The organism is Nocardia amamiensis, from assembly GCF_015477605.1.
Classification (GTDB): domain Bacteria; phylum Actinomycetota; class Actinomycetes; order Mycobacteriales; family Mycobacteriaceae; genus Nocardia; species Nocardia amamiensis_A.
Window position 1 is genome coordinate 1 of record NZ_JADLQX010000094.1, and the last position, 5,026, is coordinate 5,026.

The following is a 5,026-nucleotide window of genomic DNA, read 5'->3' on the forward strand; positions in this document are numbered from 1 at the left end:
TCTCACTGAAAATGCCTCTCGATTCCTGCATGATCCTGGCCTCGACAACCACGATCATCCCAGGTCGAAAGGCATTTTCCCTATCTCACACACCGACTGTGACCAGCACCCCATCCACGGATCCAGGATTAGTACCAAGGCCGCTCACTTAGGCTGGTCGGGCTGGGGTCAACTGGTGTTGATGGTGACGTCGATCTCAATCTTGTAGGTGTTGCGGTCGACGTCGCCTTTGGCGCGGTGTTTGGAGATCGCTCGTTTGACGATGCGGGGGCTGCTGCGCTGGCGGCGGGCGGGTAGGAGGTGGTCGAGCACGGCTCGACCGATCTTGCCGATCAGGTCGATGGTGGTGCCGGTGATGACTCCGGCGGCGAGGACGACCTGGTCGCGGGCGGTGTTGAGAGCGATGCTGAACCCGGCGCGGTCGGCGGCGGCGCCGGTGCTGGTGGTGGCGTCGGACATCGCGATGCGCAGGGCTTGGTAGGTGACCAGCAGGGCGTAGATCTCCTGGGCGACGCCATCTGGAGTGCGGGCGCGCAGCACACGTTCGCCGAGGATGGTGGATTTCAGTTCCAGGTAACTGGTTTCGATCGACCAGCGGGCATGGTAGAGGGCCACCAGTTCGCTTGCCGGGTAACGTTCCTCGTCGGTCAGGGTGGTGATCAGCAGGTAGCGTTCGCTGCGGCGGGGCCCACCGGCTTGGCGGACAACGATGGTCGCGGCGATCACTCGTACGGTCGTGGCGCCGATCCGTGAGAGCCACGAGTTGTCACCGCAGCGGCGGATCACCGGAAGTTTCCGGTTGGTCTTACAACGCAACAGCAGGTCCGCTTCGTTGCCGGCGACCTGGTCGATCAACGTGGCGACCGCGAAGTTGCGGTCGGCCAGCAACAGCATGCCCTTGTGCAGGCATCCCAGCAGGCGTGGCGCGTAGCTGGTCGCCGATGCGGTCGGTCCCGAACACCGCGTCGATCACGGTACGGGTGCCACACGCGACCACGGTCAGCAGTCGCAGCATCGGATACCCGGAAACGCTGTGGCCGCCGCCCGCGCGACTGTAGACGGTCAGGTTCTCGCGGGTGTCGGGCACGAACATCGAGGTGCCGTCGATCGCGCACACCAGCAGGCCCCGCCACCGCAACGCTCCCGCGGCCGGGCCGCGGACCAGGTTGAACAGTTCCCGCAGCGGTGCGACCCCGATCCGGCGACGGGCTTGGGCCAACGCCGAGGACACCGGGTCGGCCACGACGATCGAATCCAGGCCCGCGATCATCCGCGCCCACACCTGCCGATACCCCAGTTCAGCGAACAACACCGCCGCCAGCAGCAGATATACCACCACCCGTGACGGCAACACCCGGATCCTGGCCTGCACCGTCCGGGTCGATTCCAGAGCCGCATCGACCATCTCGAACGGCACGATCCTGGTCAGCTCACCCAGATGACCCGGCGCGAAAGCACCCGCGGCTACCACTGATTCACGTTTGATGACACACCGAGCATACAGCGGAACTCCAGCTTGAAGGATTGTCTTGGTCGACGAACCTTCTCTACCGGAGTTCCGCTGTTCCCATCCCCACAACACGCCAAGCGACACAACCGACTCCGCATCACCACCACCAGCCGGTTCGCAACTTGACGAACAGACCAAACCCTTCTTATGTGAGCGGCATTGGTATTAGGGGGTTGGGGTGAGTTCGATGATCTGCTTGGGTGCGGCGGCGCCGAGGCGGGTGAGCAGGTCGCGTTGTGGCTTGGTCAGGTCTGTGAGGCGGCGGAACGTCCCGGCGGGGCCGGTGAAGGTGCCGATGTGCAGGCGGTCGAGGTCGCGGCGGATGACCGGCCAGGTGGTGTGGGTGCGGGTTTCGGCGATGCGGACCAGCAGCAACGCCAGCCAGCAGAGGATGACGTGGGCGCGGATGCGTTCTTCGAGCCGGTGGTAGACCGGCCGCAGGTCGAGGACGGATTTCATGTCACGCCAGCCGCGTTCCACCTCGAGAAGCTGCTTGTAACCGACCGCGATGTCCTCGCTCGACAGCTTCGGATCCGAGCTGCGGAGCAGGTACTTGCCGTCGAAGTTGGCTTCTGCCTTGATCTTCGCCGCATCCACGCGCAGCTTCCCGCCAGCGGTGACACGCAGAAACCGGTTCAATCCCGGCTTGCCGGCGATGCGGCCGCGCAGCTCACCGCGTTTGAAATCGCTCAATGCATCACTGCCATCGATCATTTCGCGCAGCGCGGTGACGAGCGCCTCGCGGGTGGCCGCGTCGCGGTCGGCGGCTTCGGGGTTGTAGCAGATCACGAACCGCTCGGTGTCGCTGACGCGGACTTCCTTGACCCGCATGTTCCCGGCGATGTCGAGGTAGCGGCCCTGCCGTGACATCGCCGCCTTGACCTCCGCCGACCCGGAGCGCAGTTTCTCCCCGATGATGTAGTGGTGGTCGCCTTGACGCAAGTAGCGGCGGTTCTCTGCCGAGGAGAAGCCGCGGTCGGTGACCCACACGATCTTCGACAGCGTCCAGTCCCGCATATCGTCTTTCACCTGCCGGATCAGCACCTGATCGCTGGCGTTGCCCGGCCAGCACCAGCAGCGCACCGGGATCCCGTCCCTCGTGACGGCCATCCCGATCACGATCTGCGGCAGGTCATCTCGCGAATCCTTCGACTTGCCCCAGGTCCGGAATCCCACGGCATCCGGGTCGGGTTCCCCGTCGGGTGCCGGGCATCCCTTCGGGTCGCGGGCGATCGGCTCATCGGCGTCTTCGACCTCGAAATACGTGGAGGTGGTGTCGAAGAACAGCAGATCCACCTCCAGGTTCAGCAGGGTCGCGACCCGGTCGAACACCTGGCGTTCGAGTTCGTCTTTCACCTCGTGCAACCAGTCCATCGCCCGATAACAGGCATCGTCGCTGGCCTCGGGCAGCCCATCGATGTGCACGTCGTGACAGATCCAGTCCGCGGCAGCCAGTTTCGACGACGGAGCCAGGGGCCGGTTCGCGACCAGGGCGAACAACACGCGCTCGATGCCCGAAACATCGCGGCGCCGACCACGTTTGGGCTGCCCGAGCCCGGCGACGATGGCATCTATGCCCAGCCATCGCCATAGATGATCGAGCGTATACGCGCCGCCGAACGGCCTGGAGGACACGAACGCCAGCTCGGCCCCGCCCGCGCCCACCGCCAGCGCGTCGGCCGGATCCAGCAGCCGCGACAACGACGCCACCAGGCGTTTGACCGCGTCACGGTCGAGGTCGTCTTCCCGACCGAAGCTGAACAGTACCTTCGGCACCGCCCGGCCCTTCACCGGATCCCACTCGTTATGCGCCAGATGCAGATACCTGACCACGCCGGACTTGTTCTCCCGCTTGGTCGTCTTCACGTACACGACTCCAGACGATACGACAAAACCACAGATCAAGCCACCCGAAAACAGAAATCGCGTCTCTAGGCGATTTCAGCCCGTAACCCTCGTTCCCGACCCCGCGACCTGCGGATTCAGCCCCTCACCACCCTCCAGAACCCCCGAATTCTGCGGAACGCGGGACATAGACCCGTCCGCGCCGGAGTGACTGCGGAACCGTGGACACGGCACGGATGCGATCTCGTGGCCCACCGGGCTATCACGTCAGGTTCTTCCACAGCAGGGAGTATCGCCACAACAAATGCCGCCGCCATTGGACGCCCGGGAGCAGTTCGGCGGCCAGGCGCCGCATCGTGGAGTACCGCTCCGGTGGTGGCCAGATAATCGGGGGCGCAGGCATTTTGCTGGATTTCTTCGGCATTGGCCGGACCCGCCTGACGATCTGCGCCACTACCTCAATGGGGATGTCCTTGGGCAAGTCAGGTCTCGCCAGGCCAACGACAACCAAGACGCCGCCTGGGGCCACCAAGTCCCGAAGCCGAACAAGCCCAGAGCGGGCGTCCATGTGATGCAGCGAGGCAACGGCGCTCACCAGATCGAAACTCGCCAGCTCCAACGTATTGCCGCTGAGTACATCTCCGACGACATAGCTGATGTCACTGGCCGCGGGATGAGTCTTGCAGCGCTCGATGCACGGCTCGTCCGGATCGATACCGACTATCTCAGGGATGCCCCGCTGGCGAAGCTCGCGGGTGAGGTCGCCATTGCCGCATCCCACGTCCAGTGCCCGCCTACAGCCGGACGGAATGACATCGAACACCAATGACTCATACCTGGAACCCACTGATCAAGTATGCAACCACCCGGCATGGCTCTGTGAACCGCCCCGACTTTCCGGCCGGCTTCATGGTTGAGTCATCACCGGCTGGGATGGCTGTTGTTGAGCGTAATAGGAGGCCTCGTACTCGGCGGGTGGGACGTGGCCGAGCAGGCTGTGCAGCCGCCGGTTGTTGTACCAGTCGACCCATTCCATCGTCGCGAACTCGACGTCGTCGAAGGACCGCAATGGCCCTGTGAGGAACGGGCTGTCACGGGCAACGGCCTCGGTCTTGAACAGCCCGATCGTCGACTCCGCCAGGGCGTTGTCGTAGGCATCGCCGATGCTGCCGATCGAGGCCGCGATTCCTTCGGCGGCAAGGGTTTCCGCGAACCTGATCGAGTTGCGATCCCGCGTCGCTGTGATGGATCAGTCCTTCGTCGACGGCGTGACCATCGTGGTCGCGCCGCCACAGCGCCATCCTCAGTGCGGTGGTGACCATGACGGTGTCCTTGATCGTGGCGGGCTGCCATCCCACGATGGAACGGGAGAAGCAGTCGATCACGAACGCCACATATACGAACCCCGACCAGGTGGGCACGTAAGTAAAGTCGGTGACCCACTTGCGATTTGGCTCGGCTGCGGTGAAGTCGCGGTCGACCAGGTCCGGGGCGCGGCGATGACCGGCGCCTTTCCCTGCGATCGTGGTGCGGTGTTTGCCGCAGCGGACCACGCCCGACAGGCCTTCGTCACGCATGAGTCGGTCGACGGTGCCGATCCCGATCTGGTGGCCTTGGCGGCGCAGATACGGGGCCATCTTGCGGCGCCCATACATTCCTTCGGGCGTGCCG

Annotated in this window: 6 protein-coding genes; all 6 read right to left on the minus strand. The window is 64.4% G+C overall.

Going from position 1 to position 5,026, the window contains the following annotated elements; genetic code table 11:
• Nucleotides 1–168: 168 nt before the first annotated feature.
• Nucleotides 169–894, minus strand: coding sequence for a transposase (locus tag IU459_RS39100; protein ID WP_228839025.1), 726 nt, complete (start codon nt 892–894; stop codon nt 169–171).
• Nucleotides 806–1,471, minus strand: a complete 666-nt coding sequence (locus IU459_RS39105; protein ID WP_324199169.1) for a transposase domain-containing protein — start codon at nt 1,469–1,471, stop codon at nt 806–808. Before IU459_RS39105 ends, IU459_RS39100 begins: the two co-directional genes overlap by 89 nt.
• A 204-nt stretch (nt 1,472–1,675) precedes the next feature.
• Nucleotides 1,676–3,382: an IS1634 family transposase gene (locus IU459_RS36580; RefSeq protein WP_195134162.1), complete on the minus strand. Its 1,707-nt coding sequence runs from the start codon at nt 3,380–3,382 to the stop codon at nt 1,676–1,678.
• Nucleotides 3,383–3,617: 235 nt separating this feature from the next.
• A complete protein-coding gene (locus IU459_RS36585) occupies nt 3,618–4,178 on the minus strand; it encodes a class I SAM-dependent methyltransferase (RefSeq protein ID WP_324199170.1) in 561 nt (186 codons plus the stop codon).
• An 84-nt stretch (nt 4,179–4,262) separates the two neighbouring features.
• Nucleotides 4,263–4,541: an integrase core domain-containing protein gene (locus IU459_RS36590; protein WP_369123106.1), complete on the minus strand. Its 279-nt coding sequence runs from the start codon at nt 4,539–4,541 to the stop codon at nt 4,263–4,265.
• Entirely contained in the window at nt 4,447–5,010 is a 564-nt protein-coding gene (locus IU459_RS40275) for a DDE-type integrase/transposase/recombinase (protein ID WP_369123107.1), read from the minus strand. Before IU459_RS40275 ends, IU459_RS36590 begins: the two co-directional genes overlap by 95 nt.
• Between the last annotated feature and the right edge of the window lie 16 nt (nt 5,011–5,026).